This window comes from Seonamhaeicola sp. ABD4_340 (genome assembly GCF_056312135.1).
Map to the genome: position 1 here is coordinate 1,816,151 of NZ_CM149981.1, position 23,123 is coordinate 1,839,273.

17 protein-coding genes are annotated in these 23,123 nt (G+C 34.5%); 10 read left to right on the forward strand and 7 right to left on the reverse strand.

Going from position 1 to position 23,123, the window contains the following annotated elements; all coding sequences use genetic code 11:
- Positions 1-391 precede the first annotated feature (391 nt).
- From ilvD to ACYX4H_RS07910, 10 genes are all read left to right on the forward strand, one after another.
- Entirely contained in the window at positions 392-2,074 is a 1,683-nt protein-coding gene (gene ilvD, locus ACYX4H_RS07865; protein ID WP_476235714.1) for a dihydroxy-acid dehydratase, read from the forward strand.
- Between the two features lie 46 nt (positions 2,075-2,120).
- Positions 2,121-3,857 (forward strand): biosynthetic-type acetolactate synthase large subunit, encoded by a 1,737-nt coding sequence (gene ilvB, locus ACYX4H_RS07870; protein ID WP_475294595.1) that lies wholly within the window; start codon positions 2,121-2,123, stop codon positions 3,855-3,857.
- 104 nt (positions 3,858-3,961) lie between these two features.
- Positions 3,962-4,498, forward strand: coding sequence for an acetolactate synthase small subunit (gene ilvN / locus ACYX4H_RS07875; RefSeq protein ID WP_476235715.1), 537 nt, complete (start codon positions 3,962-3,964; stop codon positions 4,496-4,498).
- A 60-nt stretch (positions 4,499-4,558) separates the two neighbouring features.
- Entirely contained in the window at positions 4,559-6,034 is a 1,476-nt protein-coding gene (gene ilvC, locus ACYX4H_RS07880) for a ketol-acid reductoisomerase (protein ID WP_475294593.1), read from the forward strand.
- A 15-nt stretch (positions 6,035-6,049) separates the two neighbouring features.
- Positions 6,050-7,315 (forward strand): threonine ammonia-lyase IlvA, encoded by a 1,266-nt coding sequence (gene ilvA / locus ACYX4H_RS07885; RefSeq protein WP_476235716.1) that lies wholly within the window; start codon positions 6,050-6,052, stop codon positions 7,313-7,315.
- 142 nt (positions 7,316-7,457) lie between these two features.
- A complete protein-coding gene (locus tag ACYX4H_RS07890) occupies positions 7,458-7,976 on the forward strand; it encodes a plastocyanin/azurin family copper-binding protein (protein WP_476235717.1) in 519 nt (172 codons plus the stop codon).
- A 158-nt stretch (positions 7,977-8,134) separates the two neighbouring features.
- Entirely contained in the window at positions 8,135-9,754 is a 1,620-nt protein-coding gene (locus ACYX4H_RS07895) for a DUF7133 domain-containing protein (RefSeq protein WP_476235718.1), read from the forward strand.
- Between the two features lie 145 nt (positions 9,755-9,899).
- Positions 9,900-10,745, forward strand: a complete 846-nt coding sequence (locus tag ACYX4H_RS07900) for a sugar phosphate isomerase/epimerase family protein (RefSeq protein ID WP_476235719.1) — start codon at positions 9,900-9,902, stop codon at positions 10,743-10,745.
- Between the two features lie 89 nt (positions 10,746-10,834).
- Positions 10,835-11,851, forward strand: coding sequence for an AraC family transcriptional regulator (locus ACYX4H_RS07905; protein WP_476235720.1), 1,017 nt, complete (start codon positions 10,835-10,837; stop codon positions 11,849-11,851).
- Between the two features lie 11 nt (positions 11,852-11,862).
- Complete coding sequence (locus tag ACYX4H_RS07910; RefSeq protein ID WP_476235721.1) at positions 11,863-12,618, forward strand: ThuA domain-containing protein; 756 nt, start codon at positions 11,863-11,865, stop codon at positions 12,616-12,618.
- Positions 12,619-12,682: 64 nt separating this feature from the next.
- Here the strand turns inward: ACYX4H_RS07910 and ACYX4H_RS07915 are convergent, their stop codons facing one another.
- The 7 genes from ACYX4H_RS07915 to ACYX4H_RS07945 all read right to left on the reverse strand — a co-directional run bounded on the left by ACYX4H_RS07915 (position 12,683) and on the right by ACYX4H_RS07945 (position 23,066).
- Complete coding sequence (locus tag ACYX4H_RS07915) at positions 12,683-14,638, reverse strand: plastocyanin/azurin family copper-binding protein (protein WP_476235722.1); 1,956 nt, start codon at positions 14,636-14,638, stop codon at positions 12,683-12,685.
- Positions 14,639-14,656: 18 nt separating this feature from the next.
- Complete coding sequence (locus ACYX4H_RS07920) at positions 14,657-16,561, reverse strand: 3-keto-alpha-glucoside-1,2-lyase-like domain-containing protein (protein ID WP_476235723.1); 1,905 nt, start codon at positions 16,559-16,561, stop codon at positions 14,657-14,659.
- A gap of 28 nt (positions 16,562-16,589) precedes the next feature.
- Entirely contained in the window at positions 16,590-19,403 is a 2,814-nt protein-coding gene (locus tag ACYX4H_RS07925) for a TonB-dependent receptor domain-containing protein (RefSeq protein WP_476235724.1), read from the reverse strand.
- A 105-nt stretch (positions 19,404-19,508) separates the two neighbouring features.
- Positions 19,509-19,877 (reverse strand): transmembrane 220 family protein, encoded by a 369-nt coding sequence (locus ACYX4H_RS07930; RefSeq protein WP_476235725.1) that lies wholly within the window; start codon positions 19,875-19,877, stop codon positions 19,509-19,511.
- Positions 19,878-19,949: 72 nt separating this feature from the next.
- Entirely contained in the window at positions 19,950-20,759 is an 810-nt protein-coding gene (locus ACYX4H_RS07935; RefSeq protein WP_476235726.1) for a 3-keto-disaccharide hydrolase, read from the reverse strand.
- Between the two features lie 4 nt (positions 20,760-20,763).
- Positions 20,764-21,366 (reverse strand): gluconate 2-dehydrogenase subunit 3 family protein, encoded by a 603-nt coding sequence (locus tag ACYX4H_RS07940; protein ID WP_476235727.1) that lies wholly within the window; start codon positions 21,364-21,366, stop codon positions 20,764-20,766.
- Positions 21,363-23,066, reverse strand: a complete 1,704-nt coding sequence (locus ACYX4H_RS07945) for a GMC oxidoreductase (RefSeq protein WP_476235728.1) — start codon at positions 23,064-23,066, stop codon at positions 21,363-21,365. Before ACYX4H_RS07945 ends, ACYX4H_RS07940 begins: the two co-directional genes overlap by 4 nt.
- Positions 23,067-23,123: the final 57 nt, after the last annotated feature.

A 23,123-nucleotide genomic window follows, 5' to 3' on the forward strand; every position in this document is an offset into this window, starting at 1 on the left:
TTCTACAAATATTTGTTTCAGCAAGATGAACAACAAAGTATTAAATATCATTTCAATTAGCGTCAGCGTGATTATTTCACAATGATACGGAAGTGCTATTTAATAAATTAATATAAAATAAAACCTTCCTGTAAATTACATAGGAAGGTTTTTTTATGATTTTTTTTAATGCATTGGGCATCATAAAAAAACAGAGTTAATTTATTGATTGTTATGTGTTTATGTTGTTTTTGCGGGTAGTGAATTTAACCCATAAAAACAATAAAAAACACGTACAAGTAGCTAAAACATTATTTTCGTTTATTGAAAATTAACATTTTTTGTTAAAACTCTTAAAAACATATAAATATCATAATTTAACTAACTAAGATTTAAATTTTTATCATAAAAAATGAACAAACTAAACAAACATAGTAGCAGATTAACGCAAGACGAATCGCAACCAGCATCACAAGCCATGTTATATGCTGTTGGTTTTTCTGATGAAGATATGCACAAAGCTCAAATTGGTATAGCAAGTACAGGGTACGATGGTAACCCGTGTAATATGCACCTAAACGGCTTGAAAGATGAAGTGAAAGTAGAGTGTAATATTGCTGGTATGGTTGGTTTAGGGTTTAATACTATTGGTGTGTCTGACGGTATTTCAATGGGTACGTCGGGTATGAATTACTCACTAGTGTCTAGAGATATTATTGCAGATTCTATTGAAACTATAATGAATGCACAAAGCTATGATGGCTTAATAGCTATTGTAGGTTGCGATAAAAATATGCCAGGTGCAGTTATGTCAATGCTGCGCTTAAATCGTCCGTCAATAATGATGTACGGTGGTACCATAAAATCTGGTAATTATAAAGGTAAAAAATTAAATATTGTATCTGCTTTTGAAGCGCTTGGGCAAAAAGTAGCAGGCGAAATAGACGAAGCAGAATATAAAGAAATTATTAAAAGATCTATTCCAGGTGCTGGTGCATGTGGCGGTATGTATACAGCAAATACAATGGCATCGGCAATAGAGTGTATGGGGTTTGCATTGCCTTATAATTCATCAATTCCTGCTGAAAATCCTAATAAATTATCTGAAGCTGAAAGATACGCCAGAGCCATTAAAAATTTATTAGAGTTAGATTTAAAACCTTTAGATATTATTTCAAAAAAGTCTATTGAAAACGCTATCACTTTAGTTAATGCTTTAGGCGGATCAACAAATGCCGTTTTACACTTTTTAGCTATTGCACATGCGGCTGATATAGATTTTACTTTAGAAGATTTTCAGCGTGTAAGTGACAAAACACCATTAATTGGAGATTTAAAACCATCGGGTAAATATTTAATGGAAGATGTGCATGGTGTTGGTGGTACGCCAGCAATTATGAAATACCTTTTAGAAGAAGGTTATTTGCATGGTGATTGCATAACGGTTACAGGTAAAACACTAGCCGAAAACCTAGCCGATGTAAAAGCTATGGAGTTTGAAGATCAGGATATTGTTTATCCTACAGATAAAGCCTTAAAGACATCAGGAAACCTACAAATTCTGCACGGAAATTTAGCTACAGATGGTGCTGTTGCAAAAATTTCAGGAAAAGAAGGTTTAGTGTTTGAAGGTAAAGCCGTTGTTTACAACAGTGAGCAAGATGCCAATACCGGAATTTCAAATGGCGAGGTAAAACGTGGAGATGTTGTGGTTATAAGGTATGTAGGTCCAAAGGGCGGACCCGGTATGCCAGAAATGCTAAAACCAACATCATTAATTATGGGTGCAGGTTTAGGTAAGTCTGTAGCATTAATTACAGATGGTCGTTTCTCGGGCGGTACGCACGGTTTCGTAGTTGGCCACATCACACCCGAAGCCCAAGCCGGAGGCGCTATTGGGTTAGTTGAAACAGGCGATAAAATTAGAATTAGTGCCGAAGATAACACTATCAATGTATTAATTTCTGAAGAAGAATTAGCACAAAGAAAAGCAAACTGGCAAGCCCCAGCATTAAAACATAAAAAGGGAATATTATATAAATACGCTAAATGTGTAGCGCCAGCTTCTGAAGGTTGCGTAACAGATAAGTATTAAAATTCCAACTAAATAAAAAGAGTCTTTCAATATAAAGTTGAAGATTATGAAAGAAACACAAACCATAGAAAAAACAAAAACGGAAACCACAAAAACCGAACGCATAACAGGTTGCGAAGCAATTATAAGATGTTTAATTGCTGAAGGTGTTGATATTCTTTACGGATATCCTGGAGGTGCCATTATGCCTGTTTATGATGAGTTGTTTAAATACCAAGACCAAATTCATCACGTATTAACACGTCATGAACAAGGGGCGGCTCATGCTGCACAAGGCTATGCCAGAATATCTGGTAAAGTAGGTGTTGCCATGGCAACATCGGGTCCGGGTGCTACCAACTTAATAACCGGAATTGCCGATGCGCAAATAGATTCTACACCAATGGTATGCATAACTGGGCAAGTGTTTTCACATTTGTTAGGTAGTGATGCGTTTCAAGAAACAGATATTGTTGGTATATCAACACCTGTTACCAAATGGAATCATCAAATTACAAAAGCTGAAGATATTCCAGAGGTAATAGCTAAAGCGTTTTACATAGCTAAAAGTGGTAGGCCAGGTCCTGTGTTAATTGATATTACTAAAGATGCACAGCTTCAAGAATTCGATTTTAAATACGAAAAATGTACAAACGTAAGAAGTTACAAGCCTGTGCCAAAAACTAATATAGAGTCTGTAAAAGCAGCAGCCCAATTAATTAATAATGCCAAAAAACCTTTAATTGTTTGGGGGCAAGGTGTTATTTTAGGTGAAGCTGAAAATGAGCTTAAGGCTGTTATTGAAAAAGCTGGTATTCCATCGGCTTGGACAATTTTAGGGGCTTCAGCAATACCAACATCACACCCGCTAAATGTTGGTATGGTTGGTATGCATGGTAATTACGCACCTAACAAATTAACCAATGAATGCGATGTTTTAATTGCCATAGGCATGCGTTTTGATGATCGTGTTACAGGAAACTTAGCCACCTATGCCAAACAAGCCAAAATAATTCATTTTGATATTGATCCGGCAGAAATAGATAAAAATGTAAAAACCGATGTTGCAGTTTTAGGCAATTCTAAAGAAAGTTTAGCACTGTTACTAAATGAACTTAACGAAAACAAACACCAAGCGTGGCACCAAGAGTTTAAAGATTTATATAAAATAGAATTTGATAAAGTAATTAAAGCCGATTTACTTCCTGAAAAAGAAGGTTTAACTATGGGCGAGGTGTTAAAAGAAATTAATACCCAAAGTAAAGGAGATGCGGCTATAGTTTCTGATGTTGGGCAACACCAAATGATTGCTTGCAGATATGCCGAGTTTAACAAAACTAAAAGTAATATAACTTCGGGTGGTTTAGGTACCATGGGTTTTGCATTACCAGCGGCAATAGGTGCTAAAATGGCAGCACCAGAGCGTGAGGTTGTAGCTATAATTGGTGATGGTGGTTACCAAATGAACATACAAGAATTAGGCACCATTTTTCAGCAAAAAGTACCTGTAAAAATTGTTGTGCTTAATAATGAGTTTTTAGGCATGGTACGCCAATGGCAACAGCTGTTTTTTGATAAACGCTATGCATCAACAGAAATGACAAACCCAGATTTTGTAACCATTGCAAAAGGGTATCATATTGAAGCTAAACGTGTAACAAAACGCGAAGAATTAGCCAGTGCTGTTGAAGAAATGATAGCTTCAAAATCATCATACTTTTTAGAAGTTTGTGTAGAGAAAGAAGATAATGTATTCCCAATGATTCCTACAGGAGCATCAGTATCAGATGTAAGATTAAGCTAAAAACAGTTTTAAAGTATAGAACAAAAGATAAAAGGTGAGGTTATTTAAAAGTAAAGTATTTAAAAAATAAATCTTTTCACTTTTTGTCTAATATCTTTTAAAAAATGAACGAAGAACAAAAAACATTCACGATTTCAATTTATACCGAAAATAATATCGGGTTATTAAATCGTATTTCAGCCATTTTTCAACGCAGGCATATAAATATAGAAAGTTTAACAACGTCACAGTCTGAAATTGAAAACGTTAACCGTTTTGTAATTGTAGTAAATATTTCTGAAACGCAAGCAAAAAAAATAGTAGGGCAAATAGAAAAGCAAGTTGAGGTAATTAAGGCGTATTATCACACAGATAATGAAACTATCTTTACAGAATCTTGTATGTTCAAAATAAAGTCTGAATTATTGTTTGAAGAGCCTCAAATTCAAAATATAATTAAAGAAAGCAATACTAGAATTGTTACAGTAAATAAAGAATTTTTTGTGTTAGAAAAATCTGGAAGACGTCATGAAATTGAAGCCTTACGCAGAGATTTAAACGCTTTTGGTATTATGCAATTTGTACGCTCTGGAAGAATAGCTGTAACCAAAGATGAAATGAAAATTACAGAGCTTTTAAAAGCAAAAAATAATAAACAATAAATATTAAACACTACACCTAATTTATTAGGTAAAACAAGTATTAAAACAAGAACATTACAAATGGAAAATTATTTTAACACACTTACATTAGCAGGTAAATTAAACCAATTGTCTAAATGTAGATTCATGGATGCATCTGAATTTACAGATGGTGTAAACGCACTTAAAGGCAAAAAAATAGTAATAGTAGGTTGTGGAGCTCAAGGGTTAAACCAAGGCTTAAACATGAGAGATTCTGGGTTAGATATTTCTTACACATTACGTGAAGCAGCTATTAAAGAAAAGCGCGCATCATTCGTTAATGCTACTGAAAACGGTTTTACAGTTGGTACTTATGAAGAGTTAATTCCAACAGCCGATTTAGTTTTAAACCTAACACCAGATAAGCAGCACACAAACGTTGTTAAAGCTGTAATGCCATTAATGAAAAAAGGGGCAACTTTAGCATATTCTCATGGTTTTAATATTGTTGAAGAAGGTATGCAAATTCGTGAAGACCTTACAGTAATTATGTGTGCACCAAAATCACCAGGTTCTGAGGTGCGCGAAGAATACAAAAGAGGTTTTGGTGTACCAACACTTATTGCAGTACACCCGGAAAATGACCCTGAAGGTAAAGGTTTAGCACAAGCAAAAGCCTATGCTGTTGCAACAGGAGGAGATAGAGCAGGTGTGTTAGAGTCGTCTTTCGTTGCTGAGGTAAAAAGTGATTTAATGGGCGAACAAACAATTCTTTGTGGTTTATTACAAACAGGTTCTATTTTATGTTTTGATAAAATGGTTGAAAAAGGTATTGAGCCAGGGTATGCTTCAAAATTAATTCAATACGGTTGGGAAACTGTTACCGAAGGTTTAAAATACGGTGGTATTACAAACATGATGGACAGACTTTCAAACCCTGCAAAAATTAAAGCTTTTGAAATTTCTGAAGAATTAAAAGATATCATGCGCCCATTATTCCAAAAACATATGGACGATATTATGGAAGGTAATTTTTCTAGCGGAATGATGGCAGATTGGGCTAATGGAGATGAAAACTTATTAGGTTGGAGAGCTGCAACTGCTGAAACTGCTTTTGAAAAAACACCAGCGGGTGATATGGAAATAAGCGAGCAAGAATATTATGATAACGGCGTATTAATGGTAGCATTAGTTCGTGCAGGTGTAGAATTAGCGTTTGAAGCCATGACAGAATCTGGAATTATTGATGAGTCTGCGTACTATGAGTCTTTACACGAAACACCATTAATTGCAAACACTATTGCTAGAAAAAAATTATACGAAATGAACCGTGTAATTTCAGATACTGCAGAGTACGGTTGTTATTTATTTGATCATGCATGTAAGCCTTTGTTAGCAGATTTTATGAAAACAGTAGATACTGATATTATTGGAAAAGCATATGCAAAAGACAATGGCGAAGGTGTTGATAACGCTAAATTAATTGAAATTAATGCAGCGTTAAGAAATCATCCAGTTGAAAAAATTGGTAGATTCTTAAGAACATCAATGACAGCTATGAAGCCAATAGTTTAATACTAAAAACATATTATGGCACAGGAAAAAAACATATATTTTCCTAACATAAATAATATAAAGCTAGCTGCCGATACTATTAAAAAAGTATCGGCAGTTACGCCTTTATACCATAGCTTAAGATGTTCAAAAAAATATAATTCTAATATCTATTTTAAGCGTGAAGATCTTCAACAAGTACGCTCATATAAAATTAGAGGAGCTTACAATAAAATAAGTTCTTTATCACAAAAAAAAGCAAGCAATGGTGTGGTTTGCGCAAGTGCAGGTAACCATGCGCAAGGTGTAGCACTATCATGTAAATTGTTAAAAATTAAAGGTGTAATTTATATGCCAACACCAACGCCCAATCAAAAAGTTGAACAAGTAAAAATGTTTGGTGAAGATTACATTGATATTAAATTACAAGGTGATACGTTTGATGATGCATATCATGCAGCCATGTTAGAATGTAATAGCTCAGGGAAAATTTTTATCCATCCATTTGACGATAAAAAAGTAATTGAAGGGCAGGCAACCGTAGGTTTAGAAATTATAGGGCAATACAATAAAACCATTGATTATGTTTTTATACCCATTGGCGGTGGTGGTTTAGCTGCGGGTTTGTCAACGGTTTTTAAAACCTTATCTCCTAAAACAAAAATTATTGGGGTAGAGCCGCAAGGAGCACAATCTATGGGAACTTCAATAAAAAATAATAAAAACACTACTTTAAAGAATATAGATAAATTTGTTGATGGTGCTGCGGTAAAACGTGTTGGCAACCTAACATTTCCTATTTGTAAACAAAACTTACATGCCGTTATTCCTGTACCCGAAGGTAAAGTGTGTGAAACCATTTTAGAACTTTATAATAAAGAAGCCATTGTAGTTGAGCCTGCAGGCGCATTAAGTATTGCTGCCTTAGATTTTTATACTGAAGCTATAAAAAATAAAAATGTGGTGTGTGTTATTAGCGGAAGTAATAATGATATTACCAGAACACCCGAAATTAAAGAACGCGCATTGCTTTACGCTAATTTAAAGCATTATTTTATTGTGAAATTTCCGCAACGTGCAGGTGCTTTAAAACAATTTGTAGTTGATATTTTAGGTGAAAATGATGATATTACCTATTTTCAATATGCTAAAAAAACCAACAGAGAAAATGGTTCGGCAGTAGTTGGTGTGCAACTTAAATCATCAACAGATTTAGAGCCTTTAATAGCTAAAATGAAGGCTCATAATTTTTATGGCGATTATTTAAATGACAAACCAGATTTGTTTCAGTTTTTAGTTTAAATAATTGTTTTACACCTTCTAACGAAAAATTTAGTAATTAGTATTAAATATTTTTTAATTATAATTTGAGACTGTTTTTTCTTGCCGTATTTTAGTGCATTAAACACATTAGAATATTAACAAACAAAATTTAGTTTTAAAAATGAAAACATTTAAATATGTATTAACATCAGTTTTTGCTGCATCGGTTTTATTTAGTTGTGGCGGAGAAAAGAAAGAGAAAAAAGAATCATTTTCATATGAAAATAAATCAACAACAACTGATGAGGTTAAAGAAGAAGATAACTTAGCCAATATAGTGTTAGTTGGTGATGATATGATGAAGTTTGATAAAAATGAAATTAAAGCTAAAGCAGGCCAAAAAGTTAAATTAACATTACGCCATAAAGGAAAAATGGATTTAAACGTAATGGGCCATAACGTGGTTATTTTAAAACAAGGCGTTGATATTGTAACCTTTGCAGGAAAAGCAGCTACAGCCAGAGATACTAAGTATATTCCAGAATCTGCAAAAGATGATATTATTGCACATACTGATTTAATTGGAGGCGGGCAAACAACATCTATTGAGTTTGATGCTCCAGCAGCAGGAACATATGATTTTATTTGTAGCTTTCCGGGGCATTACGCAATAATGAAAGGTAAGTTTATTGTTGAGTAAACCCTTCAATCCTAAAAATAAATAGAGAGGCTCATATTGAGCCTCTTTTTTTGTGCTTATTTTTCAAACTGTAAAGTTTAAAATATAGTGACGAGATATATTAAACATTTTTGTTTTAACTATAGCTTAACTTTAACCGTTATTTATTAATACTAAACATGAAAAAGCTAGATAAGTTAATTTTACTTTTAATCTTTACTGTGCTAATAAGCTCTTGTAAAAAAGAATCTGAAAACCAACGTGTTTTTTCAAATTGGGAAAAAACGGTAATAAAGTATACAGATACCACAGTAAAAGTATACGGGCATTATGCGACCGTTAAATTACCAATTAAAACAGGTGTAACCTTATGGAATCCGGTAGCAATTATTTCAGGCCCTAATAATGTAATTTATGCAGCAAATTATACCGGTGAAATTTATTCTTTACAAGATACTGATGGTGATGGTTTAGAAGATCATGCCAAATTATTTTGCGATGTAAAGAATGACAGTATACGCTACCCCACAAGTTTAGCCTTTAAAGATAATAAGATGTACGTAGCTACAACCCAAGAGATAAGGGTGTATGAAGATACCGATGGTGATTTTGTAGCGGATAATAGTTATACGTTTTTTGATGATTTTCCTTGGACACTGCATTATTGGGATTGGACCTTTGGTCTTGATTTTGATTCAGAGGGCTATCTATTCGCTATTCTTTGTACAGATCAGCTCAACAAAAATGCTGCACCAGATCCAAATAAATTAAGAGGTTCAATTTTGAGAATTGCACCAAACGGAAAATCTTATGAGCGATTTGCAACAGGACTCAGGTTTGCTTATGGATTAACGTTGAATGACGAAGATGAGGTTTTCTTTTCCGATAATAAAGGAAATCAAAATAAATATGAAGAACTTAATCATGCTAAAAGAGGAGGGTTCTATGGTAATAACCCAAATAAATATCCAGATGAACCCAAGGCTACTGATCCACTTGTAAAATTAAAGTATGGGTTTGCACCTGTTGGAATTGTTTTTAACCCCAAAGACAATGATTTTGATGGAACAGCAGGCGATTTATTTATTTCTTATTGGGGGCCTGATGGTCAATGGACCGAAGGGTCTATTGCTCGTGTACGTATGGTAAAAAATGAAAATGGGGAGTATGAAGCTGAAGAATTTCCAGTAGCCGATAATATTGAAAAGCTTTCCGATTTAGATTTTGATGCCAATGGAGATTTGTATTTAGCCCAATTTGGCACAGAAGGGCGTATGCATTTACCTCATAAAACACCTGAAGGTGCTTTTTATAAAATGGTTGTAGCTGATTGGGTGGAGCCTGACGATCCAAAGAAAATTACCGCAATTGTAAAGGGTAATGCTAATAAAGGTAGACAAATATTTAAGATGAGGGCCTGTAATACGTGCCATTCTATTGATGGTAACGAGGAGATGTTAGGGCCAGATCTAGCAGGAATAGGGCGCTTGCTTTCTAGGGAACAGATTATTGAATCTATCAAAGACCCAAATAAAAATATCAAAACAGGATTTGATCAGATGCAAATCAAAAAAAAAGATGGAAGTGTGTTTAATGGAAGAATGTATACCAGTAATAAAGATGAAGTTGTTATTATAATTGCAGGTAACGAAAAAGTAACCATTAAAACAGAGGATATTGAATCAAGTAAAATTGTGGATATATCCTTAATGCCGCCAGGGTTGCTAACTGGTCTAAAAGACGAAGAAATTAGAGATTTGATTGGTTATATGCAGGGGCTGACGTTAGATGAAGAATAGTCTGGATAAAGACAAGATATAATTCAAAATTAAGTAGTCAACTTTTAATTTTTCAAAGTAAATTGATGAAGTCGTGTATATGAAGCTTGGGAAAAATGGACATCTAAATTAAAATAAATATTCACTTATTAAACTAAACAAGATTATGGCTATTAAAATAGGGTGCTTTGCACTAATCAATCCATTTCAAACTTTAGAACAACAAGCAGATCAAATACAAGCATGGGGTATTAAATATGCCGATGTTACTGATAATGCCGATGGCGCTTGTTTAGGGTCGCATTATGGTTTTAATGCGGTAGCTAGTTTAGATGCTAATGCTTTTGATATTAAAAGGCTTTTTGAATCTCGCGGCATTACATTAACTAGTGTTTGTGCACACGCTACATTGTTAGATCCTACTGCTCCTTGGCGTTATGGCACATCACAAATTGTTAAAGCCATAAGAATGGCTGCTACAATTGGCATTAAACATGTTATCACTACAGAAGGAGATGCGCATACAGAATTTGGACATAATCTTACAGATGATGAAGCTATCTTCACCATTAGAGAAAAACTTCATGAACCTATGCAAATGGCAAAAGATTATGGGGTGAAAATTTTGCTAGAGCCTCACGGAAAATATACAGATTCAGTGAAACACATGGAGCGTATCATAGATGCTTGTAATTCAGAAGCGTTAGGCGTTAACTTAGATACTGGTAACCTTTGGTTGGGTGGTGGAGACTCAATTGAAATGATTAATAAATTGGGAGATAAAATTGAACATGTTCATTGGAAAGACTTACCCGAAGAATATATTGAACAAAGAGGTAAGGTATTTGGCTGTGGTATGTCACTAATTCCATTAGGGTCTGGGGTTATAGGTATAGAGAAAATTCATCAAGCTCTTAAAAAAATTGGCTTTGATGGTTATACAACCCTTGAAGTAGCAGGTGAAGAAGCGGTTAAAGCAAGTTACCATTACTTAAATAGTCTAGAATCATAATTTGCATTTCGAATTGAAAATACTAAAAGAAAATTTGCACACTTTTTTGTAACTTGAAAGGTCAAGTTAATTAAGACCTTTTTAGTGCAATGAAAACCGAGAAAGAGAAAGATTTCCATATGTTGTATATACCAGACCGTTGCGTGCCTTTAGAGCAGGCTGCTAATTCCGGACAACTAAAAATGAGGGGCCTTAGGCGCGCAGATTATCCAGGTATTGATCTTCCTGACCATATTTTACCCAGTGTTTATAGCATAGGATATTGGGATGCCAAAATAAATCAGAATTGGGGATTAAACTGGCATAGAAATGAAGGTATTGAATTCACCTTTTTAGAATCAGGAAGCTTAACATTTACCAAAGGAGATAATGAAGAATACCAATTAAAATCTGGAGATTTTACTATTACAAGACCTTGGCAACCTCACAAACTTGGTAATCCTAATATAGGTATATGTAAGCTGTACTGGTTAATAATTGATGTGAATGTTCGGCAACCACATCAAAAATGGAAGTGGCCAGATTGGATAATCCTTTCAGAAGAAGATCTTGATTTTTTAACAAAGGTTCTTAGGCAAAATGAGATGCCCGTTTGGAAAACCAATAATAAAATAAAGAGTTATTTTGCAGAATTAGGTAAATGCTTAGATACTGTAGAAATTGCTATTCAACACTCTAAATTAAACATTTTAGTAAATCAGCTATTATTGGAATTGGTAGATTTGTTTAAGAAAGACAAAGTTGTGTTGGATGAATCTCTTACAGTTAATAAAAGAACAGTTAAAATATTTTTAAGTTATTTAGAACAAGATTACCATAGAAACTGGTCTTTAGAATCTATGGCAGAACACTGCGGTCTTGGCATTACAAGCTTATCAAAGTATTGTAAAGAACTTACTAATATGACCCCAGTAAATTATCTTATAAAGCTTAGGTTAGATGCAGCAGCCAAAATGCTGAACAAACCTAAAAATAAAAGTATAGCTGATATTTGTTACGACTGTGGGTTTTCAAGCACACAATATTTTGCAACCATTTTTAAAAAACGATTCAAATGTTCCCCAAGAAATTACAGGATAAAATATGCCAAACATGTGGCTCATTAAGGGCATGTCGCATGAAATATATTTTAAATTTTCTTGTTTGCACACTTTTATTAATAAACTGTGCAAGCAATAAAAACCAATATAAAAACAAAATTAAAGTAATTATACTTACTGGTAGTAACAACCATAACTGGAAAGCTACCACTACCCAATTGCTAGACATGTATTCTGAGTCTGGATATTTTGAAACCTACGTAACAGAATCTCCAGACACTCTTAAATATAACGATTTTAAGAAGTTTGATGTGGTTTTAAGTAATTGGAACCCTTATCCAGAAAATGTAAAAGATTGGCCCCAATATACAAAACAAGGTTTAATGAAATATATAGACGAAGGTGGAGGATTTGTACTATTTCATGGAGCCAGTGCCTCATTTTACGATTGGAAAGCATTTCATGAGTTAATTGGAGGCACCTGGGGGAAAAAGACCAGACATGGTAAAATTACCGAGCATAAAATAGTTTTTACAAACCGTACACACCCCATTACCAAAGGAGTAGAGGATTTTTGGATAACAGACGAACTATGGGTAAACCTTGAATTAATAGATAATCCAAATGTTTTAGCTACATCATTATCAAAAAAAACTAACAATGGTCGTGATATTATGGAGCCTGTAATACTTTGGAATACCAAGGGGAAAGGGCGTTGTTTTCATAATGTTCTAGGGCATAATGTTGAAGCCTTGGAAAACGAGGGCTGGAAAAAAATTATGCTACGAGGAACCGAGTGGGCTGCCTCAGGATATGTATCTAGGTTTAAATAATGCACTTTTTAGAAAAGAAAAGAGGCTCAATTTGAGCCTCTTTTTTTATGACTAAAATTGAAAATTATTTTACAATTAGTTTTGTTCTCATGGTAAATGAATGTCCTGGAAATGTACAAACTATCCAATATTCACCTGGTTCGTTTGGTGATGTAAAGTAAATGGTTTCAGAGTCTTCTGGTCCCACGGTACCAGAGTGTGCTAATACTAAATCACTAAAAGGAACATAGTTTAAATCTGGGCCATCTAAACCTAAACCAAGAGCCATTTCTCCAACTTTAATAGGTGTTTCTTTACCTGGTTTAGTAATAACTATGTTATGAATCATATCATCATTGTTATTTAAGGTAAATTCAATTTTACTATTTCGGTTTATTGTAATTTCTTCAGTATCATATTTTAGTCCGGGAATTGTTCCAATAGATACTTTTTCATCAGCACCAGCTTCACCCCAATCATGCGGCATTGTAGTAACACGTTTAGGTTGTTCTATTTTTTTATCAGACTTTTTCATTTCCATTTGCATTGATTTCAATTCGCCACCCGGAACTTCATTTAAGGTATAATATGCTTTTTTATGCAGTAATGTTTCACCCGATGTTGCTTTTAAAGAAGGAATTTCTAGTTGGTGAATGTACCCTAAACGCATGCCGTGTACAGTAAGTTTAACGGTTAAGCCATCAGCTGAAAGTTCAGCTTTGTGAATCATAGCATTTTGCTGATCAATAATAGGGCTGCCGTAAGTTTTATGGTATTTATACGTAAAAGTTTTCATTTTATAGTTTGAAATATCTTCAGCCTGTTGTTTGCTAACTGGTTTAGTAAATTCTAATTCAAAACCATCATCTTTAGCTTTCATGGTTTTAATTTCAAACGGTGTTTTACCTGTCCATACCAAGCGTTGTAATCCAAATTCTTTTTTACCTGTTGAAGCCCAACCTCTGCTGGTCATACCAACAAACATACTGTTGTCGCTTCCCCAAATCATACGTAATACTCCAGATGAAAAACCATCAACAAAAGGAAAAGCAGCACCTTGATAAACACCATTTACTTTTTCCATATAAACACGCATAATTTTACTATGGCCTTGGTCTCCAATAAATTGTTGGCCTTCAAATGGGCCAAATTTACCATTTGTAGTGTCATATAAAATATCAGATGTTGAAATACCTAAAATGGTATGAGGGAACCAAATAGCAGGTGCTTTCAACTCTTTTTCTTTTTTGGCATACTCGTACAATGTCATGCCAGAATTGTCCTGAATATCTTCAGGTTTTAATGTTAAAGGAGATAGCGGGTCATCACTCCATTTTAAGCCTGATGGATGGCCAGCAAAATCACCAACTTCTAAATGCGTCATTCTGCCTGAGCCTACCCAATCTCCTTGGTTTTCAGTGTAGAAAAAATCGCCTTCAGGGTTAATGCCTATTCCAGCTGGAGAACGTAATCCTGTTGCAATTGGTGTCATTTCGCCTTCAGGTGTAATTTTTAACATCCAACCACGCCATCTTACAGGGCTTTGGCCTCCGTTCATCCAGGCCAAATTTAAGTTGACTATCATATCACCATTTTCTGTGAATTTTGGTCCGTAGGAGTAGCCATGATAATTACCAGATAAGGGCCATGAAAAAATGGTTTTGTAAACATCAGCCTCATCATCACCATCTTTATCTAAAAGTCGAGTTAACTCACCACGTTGTGATAGGTAGAATCCACCATCTCTAAAACCTAAACCTAAGGCTTCATGCAAGCCATGTGCAAATAATTTGAATTTTGGTGTTTCACTATAAGGTTTATCAATTAGCCAAACTTCACCACGGCGTGTTGAAACACCTAGTTTGTCTTCATTAGTTAAGGCTAAGCCACCTACTTCTAGCTCTATACCCTCTGGGATTGGAACATCTACAATTTTATAATATTCAGCTTCTTTTTCTTTTACTGTTTTTAATTGACCAAAAACGCATTGACCAATACAAAAACATAAGGCTACGGATAAAATTTTTGCTATTTTTTGCATGTTAATATTGTTTTTAGTTTACCAAATAATGCTATAATTAATCTTACTGTCTCCATTAGGAACTTTAATTAAAAGTTCGTCTTTTCCATCAATATTTCTGATGGTTGCCTTAAGCTCATTACCAGATAAATCGATATAATAACTCTCATTGTTAACTATATAAATATTATCTGGAAGTTCCTTTATGTTTTCGCCATCGGCAATTTTATGCCATAGATTTTTTCCTTTGGAAATGGTTATTGACTTGTTTAACTGGCGATTACCTTCGGGTACTGTAAACGTGTTAGTAATTACAGTTTTTCCAATTTGATAGGAAAATGTTGGCATTCTTGAGGCATCTAATTCATAACCAAGTTGTTTAAGACCTTTGTTTTCAGGTAAAGGAATAGGCCATGGGGTGTTTTCGGTTTCAAGTGGTGCAAATTCCAAATCTCCGTGCATGGATATGGCAAACCCTACAGGTTCACCTAATTGTTTAAATCCTCTTGAAAGCCACATGTGTGTGGTGTTTAGAAATGATCCTCGCCATACTTTTAATAAAGACCCAGTTGCAAGATTGTAGGAATAATGAACACCTTGAGGAGTTCCTATAGATATGGCATGTGTATGCTTTTCGCCTTTATGGTTTACAAAACTACGTTGCATTACTGGTTTATCTTTGGGCTCAACAATAATGCCTTTTAAAGGATCAAATTCTCCAGCGCCTTTCTTAACGTCATCAAAAAAAGAATAGCTTATCATTTCAGGGCCTTCTACAAACAAGTTGCAACCACGAGCCCAGGGCGCATGTTGGTTGTATACAACTGTGAATGGAATATTGCCTTTTTCTAAAGCCACAGTATTAAAACCAAATTCATCACGGCTACCTTTAAAGCGAAACGCTTTTTTATTGTTTAAATATAGTTCGGCAATTCCTGTTGTTTGACTTGCAAAAAGGTAATTTCCAGATTTGGGTACAAAAAGTGTACCAGAAAACGCAACCATTTTTCTTTCTCTTTTGCTGGTAACATCGTTAAACGACAAGACCTTAGCCTTTTCCTCATTTACTTTTGCAACAGTATCTAAGTTGCCAATTGTTTTACCTGGGTGTTTATACTCTGTTCTAACTAAATTAGAAATCTTAAGTTTGTTGTCTTCATACAGCTTGTATTTAATGTTTTTAAAGGCTACAGGACCATGGTCACCCTGAATCATTAATGGCCCCCTTGGCTTTTCATCAGCATTATTGCCTCCACCTCTGGTTGGCCCTGTTAATTCCACATTTTCTTGAACAAGCACACCATTAAGCCAAACCTCTTCAAACCAAGCATTTTTTATTTTTTTGCCCGCTTTATTGAATTTTGCAGCATGGAAAATAACTTTTAAATGTTGCCATAGGCCTGGTGCTTTTGCTGCATTAACTCTTGGGGAGGTTCCTTCGTAACCTTCTTTTCCTTTAGGAGCTTCTTTATTCCAACGTTGATAGATTCCTGCCATATCAACGTACTTTGGTTTTTTAACTTTCCAGCTATCGTAAATTTGAACCTCGTAACGCCCTTGGAAATAAAGTCCAGAGTTAGAACCAACAGGAACCATAACATCTAGTTCTAATTCTATATCGCCATGTTCAAAAGTTGTATAAAGATTTTTGTTTTTTCCTTTTTCTTGGTCGTTTTTATTTAAAATAATACCTGTGCCTTCAGAAAAAGTTACAGTTCTTTTTGTTTTTCGATCTGAAATAACGTCTCCAACAATAATCCAATTTTCTCCGGTAGGCTTAAAACCTTCTAAATCATTTAATTTAATTTGTGTAAAGGGTAAATAAGATAGTGGTTTCTTTTTTACCTCTTTTTTTACAGCAGCTTGGGTGAATATTACTTCAGGGTCTTCTTTACAAGAGCAAACAAGTAATATTAAGCTGCATAAAAGCATGTACTTTTTCATTTGTTTAGTTTTTTAGTTTGTTTTTAACTTAAAATATATAGTTAAGGTTAATTAATGAGCTTCTTGGTAAAATAGGTACAACCACAAAACTGGCATCTGGGTTTGCTTGTACAAACTCTTTTGTAACACCATTAGCGCTTGCACCAAAACTATTAGCACCAAAAAAGTTAGCAAGTCCTTCAGAATTAAATAAATTGTTAATTACCAAATTAGCAGATAGGTTTTTAGAAATTTTATAGCCAATACCTGTGTTAAAAGTACTGTAGGCATCTAGTTGGAATGCATTTGCGGCATTACCTTCTCTTTTACCCATGTATTGCCAATTAAAAAATGCGGAAAGCGTATTGTTATTATAATAGCTACCCAAGTTAAACATTAATTTAGGGTTGAATGCTAATTGGTTTCCAGAGTAATTTGTAATTGTATCGTCAGTTGTGTCTACAGTACCAGCAGCGTTGTAAATTTGCCACTTTTCAGCTTTTGGGTTTTGTAAAACACCATTAAATTTAAAAGCTATGTTTTGAATTGGGATTACAACACTTTCCCATTCAAAACCTAAAGTTCTTGAGGTGTTAAATTGAATTGGTGTGTAAAATACGGTGTTAGAACCGCTATCAAATTCAAAATTGCTAGTACCAATATTTTTAAGTTCGCTCCAAAAAATGGTGCTTGTAAAAGAAATGAGTTTAGAGCTTAGTTTTAACCCTGTTTCAATTTGCGTAATTTTTTGAACTTCGCCTTTACCATTAATTGGTACATTATCAAAATTGTTAAAATAGTAATTTAATTCTGGTGCTTTATTTCCTTTAGAAAAACGACCAAAAATAGCTGTGTTATTGTTTAGTTTGTAATTTAAACCAGCGGAGTATGAAAGGTAATTGTAGTTGAAATTAAAATCGTCAGTAGCTCCTGTTGGTCCTAAAAGGCCGTTATCATAGGCTGTGTTTTCATTGCCATCAACACCGCCGTTTATACCTAGTGGCGCGTAACGATCTTTGTTACCTTTGTGGGTAATGTTTTCAAGGCGTAAACCAACATCTAAACGTAAATTTTGGTTAATATTCCATTCGTCATTTATAAAGGTGGCAATTTGGTTTACATTAGCATTAGTGTTTACATAAAATAAGCCGCCATAATTGCTAGCGCCTGTGGCATTAGATAAAGCAACAACAGGTTGGTTAGGGTTTTCTAAAGTAACTTGTAACATTCTAGGGTTGGGCTCATAAGTAACATATGCAAAACTACCTTGGGTAAAATGATCTGTTTTAGAAAAACCAAGTGATAGTCCGGTAGAAATATTATGATTTTTAAGTTCTTTTTGAAGCAAAAAGTTATTCATCCATTCATCTGCAGAAATATCTTTATACCAAGCCGATGTTCCCATAATAGCATCATTTGGCAAGCTGCCATTTGTTAAATATTGAAATGAACCACCCGATAAAATAGCGCTATTATCAACGCGTGCTAACTCGGTACCAGATTGTGCATCATTAAAAACTACTTGCCCAATAGGAAAACTAGCACCACTAACAAAATAAGCAGTTGGATCACTTAATGATACAAAGGCGTTACTAATTGAGGTTTGCCAATTGGCTTTTTTTGTAGAAAATTTAATGTTGTTTTTAAGTGTCCAGTTATTGCCAATATTTTGAGAAAAATCAAAACCTAAAGCAAAATCTTGGGCGTGTACACCATTTGAAGGGTTGAAACTATTGGTTTTGTTAGGATTTCTTCCGTCGGGAATTTCAACATTAAATGAAGGCATCATTAAAGCTGTTGAGCTAAAGTCTTGTCCAAAAGCAGGTTTAGGGTTGTTCCAGTTAGTAGCGGCAACACCAGTGTAGCGGTTGGTGTAATCATCTAAAAGTTTTCCATAGAATTTAAAATAACCTTTGTTGTTAGTTTTAATAAGGTTTAGTTTGGCCTGCCCACCTTTGCTAAATGTGAAATTGGTGTTTCTAGCACCATCATCATGCCTATAGTGTCCACCAAGGTTAAAATACCAATTGTTGCCCAACGGAGCATTTAAATTGGCATCAATTCTGTAAATAGGATTATTATCTTCACCTTGAATGCCTGTTGAAGCTATAATGTTGCCACCAAAATTTTCATTTATACCTTTTGAAATAAAATTATAAATACCACCGGGCGCATTCATTGCAGTAACCGATGCGCTTCCGCCTCTTAAAGCTTCAACTTTTTGTGTTGTAATATCGGTTCGGTGAAATAAATCTGGCGAATAGTAAGAGTGTTGTACCAAACTAACAGGTAAGCCATCTTCTTGTAATGATACGTAATACCAGCCCATATCATCTTCGGCAGAAGCCGAAATTCCTCGTGTATAAACTCTTGTAAATACTTCGCCTGCAGACGCATCAGTAAACGTTCCTGCTATATTTTGAAGTAAATTTGCAGTACCTCTTGGAAATGTGTTTTGTATATCCTTTTGTGTAAGTGTGCTAACAGATGTACTGGTTTCAATTGTTTTGTTAGGGTTGAAAGAACCTGTTACTACAATAGTTTGAAGGTTTAATAAATCGGGCTCAAGATTAAATTTTAGTGTAATATCGGTATTTTTAACGTCAATTTTTTTGCTAATAGTTTTGTAGCCTAAATAAGAAATTTTTAACGTGTAATTTCCTTCTGAAATATTTTGAACATTAAATGAGCCTTCTGTATTTGTTATACTTGTTTGGTTAGTTGGTTGTATTAAAACATGTGCGCCTTCAATGGCTTTATTATTGTTGTTATAAATACTACCGCTTATTGATACTTGAGACCATGCAATGTTGCTTAATAAAATAAGGGTAAGGTAAAGTGTGTTTTTTTTAAAGTTAATCATTGTTTAATAAAAAGAGAGAATTTAGTTTAGTTAACACACAAAAATGCAAAATAAAAATACTATTTGTGTGCGTATTTATTCAGTGAAAAATATTGAACAAATGTATTATTTTTTATTGGCTTTAATTTGGTAGAAAATAGCCGCAGCAGCAATTAATAAGCCTAAAAATTCTCTAGAGCCTTCAAGGTATGGTTTTTCATAAACCATTTCACCAAAAATTTCTTGTTTATTGTCTGTGTTTAAATAATCTAAAAATAACGAAAAATGAAAAGAAGCATAGCCAAACAAACCTAAAAGCATTAACCATAATAAAGGTTTGGGTATAGCCTTAAAGTTGGGTGTTAAACAGGCGATGGCTACCATAAAATAAATTAAAAACCAGAGTAAACCATCTGGGTCATTAAGCTGTATTGCCGCAAATGCTATAAAAATAATGCATAAAATTACATTTGTAATTTTTTGTTTTTTACTCATTATAATTTTTTTGCTTGTAAATGTACAGTTATTTTTAAGTTTTATTTTTTATAATACAGGCTTTGTAGGTGTTTATAATTCTAAAATTTCAATATTTTTAAATTCAACGGGGTGGCTTTCACTTTGTAAGGAAATGTAGCCGTTTTTTAGTGGTTTGCCTTCTAAAGATTTCCAATATTCAACATTATAGTCAATATTTCCACCGCCATATTGTGGTTTGTAGTAGCGCATTACTTCATTGCCATTAATGAAGTGCTTAATAATAGAGTCATTTCTAACTTCAATTTCAATATGAACCCATTGCTCTCCGTGGTATGTTTGCGATGCTGAAGTTATACAGTGCTCGGTTTTTAATTCATTATCCATTACAACGTTGGTGCCCGGTGTGCAAAGGTTGGCAGTTGTACGTTCATCTTTTCCATTGCCGCCTAAAAGTTGTACTTCAATAGATACTGGGAAATTTTGATCTAGCCCAATTTTTTTTGGGTCTTCACAGTGTATCATAATACCACTGTTTCTGTTAGCCCAAGCTGCACCATCACTCAATTGTTTTCCTGTAAACCTGTAATCCATTCTAAAACGGTAATTAGAAAAAGGTTTTTTGTAGTAGATATGCCCAAAAGTGTTGTTGAAAGTGTCGTTATATTTATTGTAGTTTACTTTTAAAATGTCATTTTCAGCAACAAACGTATTGTTGAAATTATTACCAGCAGGATGTCCTTTTATTTTAATAATCCAATCATTTAAATCTTTGCCATTAAATAATTTCACCCATTGTTCTTTTTCAGGAGTTGGGTTTTTTGTTGCTTGTTTAGGTTTGTTTTTGCAAGCAATACTATTAAATAACAATGTAAATATTAGAAGTGTTTTTAGGTATTTCATAAGTTTATCTTTGTAATGACCAAGCTTTTCCTTTAGTTGTTTCTTGTAAATTTACGCAGCCTTTGTCTGGACCAGGAACGGGGTTGTAAGCAAGTACCTTTTCACCAACTAATTCGCTGTTTTTAAATGCCCACACTGCTTTTGAGCGGATGTTTTTTAGAGCATTAAATACTATTTTTTCGTTTTTACTGAAGGTTTTACGTGTTTCGGGACTAGATTTTAAATATTTAGCTAAAAGAGTATCATAAGCTTCTGTTTTTATGTTAGAAATAGAATAATCTTCGGCTTTATTAGGTGTTAGTTCTAGTATAATGGCATCTATTTCATTTATGAATTTTGTTTGCTTTTCTTTATTGAAAGCTTTAAAAGCTAACAGATCTATAAATTCAGGTACATTGACTTCTAAAGCGCCGGGAGAAGCTTCGGTTTTAGGCAAAATTAAATCAACAATATTTTTTAAAACATGGCCTTGATTTACAGTTAAAAGTTTGGGTGTCCATATTTCAGCTTCAGAAGTACAACTTTGAAGTATGCTTATGGCGCTTGGTGCTACAGCAGCATAACCCAAAGATAAACCAATGTTTTTTAATGCGTTTCTTCGATTCATGAGTTTTTAGCTTTAAATTGTTTAATAGCATGATTGGCAGCCCGTGCTGTTAGAGCCATATATGTAAGTGATGGGTTTTGGCAACCAGCCGATGTCATGCAAGCGCCATCTGTTACATACACATTTGGTACGGTATGTATTTGGTTGTATTTGTTTAAAACGGATGTTTTTGAACTGTTCCCCATTCTGGCAGTACCCATTTCATGTATGCCTATACCTGGTGCTTTAGGTTGGTCTCTGGTTTGAATGTCTTTAAAACCGGCTTGTTCTAACATGGCAACTGCTTGTGCTATCATGTCTTTTCTCATGGCGTATTCGTTTTCTTTCCATTCGGCATCAAATGTTATGGTTGGTAAACCCCATTGGTCTAGTTTATCATAATCTAAAGTCATTTTATTATCATGATATGGTAAGCACTCACCAAAACCACCAATACCTAAACGCCAATTTCCGGGTTCTAGCATTTTTTCTTTAAAAGCAGCACCATAGGCTAGTTCTTCGGTAGATTCTGTATAATCACCTCTTGTAGCTCTACCTTGGTAGCCGTAGCCTCTTAAAAAGTTTTTGTTTTCTGAAGCTTTATCTCCTAAATTAACAAATCTTGGTATGTAAACGCCGTTGGGTCTTCTTCCGTAGTAATATTTATCTTCAAAACCATCAATTCTTCCAGAAGCTCCAGCTCCTAAGTGATGGTCCATGATATTATGGCCTAATTCACCAGAATCATTACCTAAGCCATTGGGAAATCTGTCAGATTTTGATTGTAATAAAATAGAAGCTGATGCCATAGCAGATGCGCAACAAAAAATAATATCTGCTTTAAATTCTAGTTTTTCTTTAGTTTCAGCATCAATTATTTTAACGCCTGTTGCTTTTTTTTTGTCGGCATCGTAAATAATTTCATAAGCAATAGAATGCGGTCTTAATGTCATATTCCCGGTACGTTCAGCTGCTGGTAATGTAGAAGCGTTACTGCTAAAATAACCACCAAAAGGACAGCCACGACTACAGCGGTTTCTGCTTTGGCAGCGGCTACGGCCTTCTCTGGCTGTGTTGCTTGTTATATGGGCAACTCTGCCAATAGTTAGTACGCGCCCAAATTTGGTTGCCATACTTTCTTTTAGGTGTTCTTCAACACAGTTAAGTTCCATTGGTGGTTCAAAAACACTATCGGGTAATTGGGGTAGGCCTAAGGCTTCGCCACTAACGCCAATAAATTTTTCAACATAACTGTACCATGGTGCAATGTCTTTATATCTAATGGGCCAATCAATACCATGACCATCACGTATATTTGCTGTAAAATCTAAATCACTTAGCCGGTAGCTTTGTTTTCCCCACATAATAGATCTGCCGCCAACATGGTAGCCACGCATCCAATCAAAGCGTTTAGTTTCATTGTAAGGGTGTTCTAAATCGTTAACAAACCAGTGTTTTGTTTCGTTTTTTACGGTGTAGCCCGTTCTGCTTTGTTTGGGGTATTTTTTTAGTTCTTCGGCAGTAATATCTCCTTTTAATTCTTGGTCCCACGGGTCTAAGTTCATGGTTGGGTAGTCTTCAATATGTTTAACCATTCTGCCGCGTTCTAAAACCAGTGTTTTTAAACCGCCTTCACAGAGTTCTTTGGCCGCCCAACCCCCTGAAATACCTGTGCCAATTACAATAGCGTCGTATGTTTCAGTATTATTAATGTTATTCATTTAGTTTGTATTATAATTTTGTAGATTAATGTGGTGAATATTGATAATATTCTACAA

Excerpts from the sequence above, each read along its gene's own strand:
- ilvD (WP_476235714.1), top strand. The coding sequence starts at position 392 with ATGAACAAACTAAACAAACATAGTAGCAGATTAACGCAAGACGAATCG.
- ilvB (WP_475294595.1), top strand. The coding sequence starts at position 2,121 with ATGAAAGAAACACAAACCATAGAAAAAACAAAAACGGAAACCACAAAA.
- ilvN (WP_476235715.1), top strand. The coding sequence starts at position 3,962 with ATGAACGAAGAACAAAAAACATTCACGATTTCAATTTATACCGAAAAT.
- ilvC (WP_475294593.1), top strand. The coding sequence starts at position 4,559 with ATGGAAAATTATTTTAACACACTTACATTAGCAGGTAAATTAAACCAA.
- ilvA (WP_476235716.1), top strand. The coding sequence starts at position 6,050 with ATGGCACAGGAAAAAAACATATATTTTCCTAACATAAATAATATAAAG.
- ACYX4H_RS07890 (WP_476235717.1), top strand. The coding sequence starts at position 7,458 with ATGAAAACATTTAAATATGTATTAACATCAGTTTTTGCTGCATCGGTT.
- ACYX4H_RS07895 (WP_476235718.1), top strand. The coding sequence starts at position 8,135 with ATGAAAAAGCTAGATAAGTTAATTTTACTTTTAATCTTTACTGTGCTA.
- ACYX4H_RS07900 (WP_476235719.1), top strand. The coding sequence starts at position 9,900 with ATGGCTATTAAAATAGGGTGCTTTGCACTAATCAATCCATTTCAAACT.
- ACYX4H_RS07905 (WP_476235720.1), top strand. The coding sequence starts at position 10,835 with ATGAAAACCGAGAAAGAGAAAGATTTCCATATGTTGTATATACCAGAC.
- ACYX4H_RS07910 (WP_476235721.1), top strand. The coding sequence starts at position 11,863 with ATGAAATATATTTTAAATTTTCTTGTTTGCACACTTTTATTAATAAAC.
- ACYX4H_RS07915 (WP_476235722.1), bottom strand. The coding sequence starts at position 14,638 with ATGCAAAAAATAGCAAAAATTTTATCCGTAGCCTTATGTTTTTGTATT.
- ACYX4H_RS07920 (WP_476235723.1), bottom strand. The coding sequence starts at position 16,561 with ATGAAAAAGTACATGCTTTTATGCAGCTTAATATTACTTGTTTGCTCT.
- ACYX4H_RS07925 (WP_476235724.1), bottom strand. The coding sequence starts at position 19,403 with ATGATTAACTTTAAAAAAAACACACTTTACCTTACCCTTATTTTATTA.
- ACYX4H_RS07930 (WP_476235725.1), bottom strand. The coding sequence starts at position 19,877 with ATGAGTAAAAAACAAAAAATTACAAATGTAATTTTATGCATTATTTTT.
- ACYX4H_RS07935 (WP_476235726.1), bottom strand. The coding sequence starts at position 20,759 with ATGAAATACCTAAAAACACTTCTAATATTTACATTGTTATTTAATAGT.
- ACYX4H_RS07940 (WP_476235727.1), bottom strand. The coding sequence starts at position 21,366 with ATGAATCGAAGAAACGCATTAAAAAACATTGGTTTATCTTTGGGTTAT.
- ACYX4H_RS07945 (WP_476235728.1), bottom strand. The coding sequence starts at position 23,066 with ATGAATAACATTAATAATACTGAAACATACGACGCTATTGTAATTGGC.